This is a genomic window from Stenotrophomonas sp. HMWF003, from assembly GCF_003061285.1.
Taxonomy (GTDB): domain Bacteria; phylum Pseudomonadota; class Gammaproteobacteria; order Xanthomonadales; family Xanthomonadaceae; genus Stenotrophomonas; species Stenotrophomonas maltophilia_AP.
Genome location: NZ_QAIW01000429.1, coordinates 11393 through 11728 on the forward strand (window position 1 = coordinate 11393; position 336 = coordinate 11728).

The following is a 336-nucleotide window of genomic DNA, read 5'->3' on the forward strand; positions in this document are numbered from 1 at the left end:
CTGCCGTCTGCGTTCTGGTAGTTCTCCATCACCGCGATCATCGCGCGGCCCACGGCCACGCCGGAGCCGTTGAGGGTGTGCAGCAGCTCGGGCTTGCCGGTGTCCGGATTGCGCCAGCGGGCCTGCATGCGGCGCGCCTGGAAATCACCACAGTTGGAGCACGAGGAGATCTCGCGGTAGGTGTCCTGCGAGGGCAGCCACACTTCCAGGTCGTAGGTCTTCACCGCGGCAAAGCCCATGTCGCCGGTGCACAGCAGCACCTTGCGGTACGGCAGGCCCAGCGTTTCCAGCACCACTTCGGCGCAGCGGGTCATCCGCTGGTGTTCGTCTTCGCTC

General features: G+C 66.4%; 1 protein-coding gene. It reads right to left on the minus strand.

Annotation, left to right across the window (positions count from 1 at the left end):
• A partial coding sequence (locus tag DBR34_RS23965) for an aminoacyl--tRNA ligase-related protein (protein ID WP_308812566.1) occupies positions 1–336 on the minus strand: 336 nt, incomplete at both ends.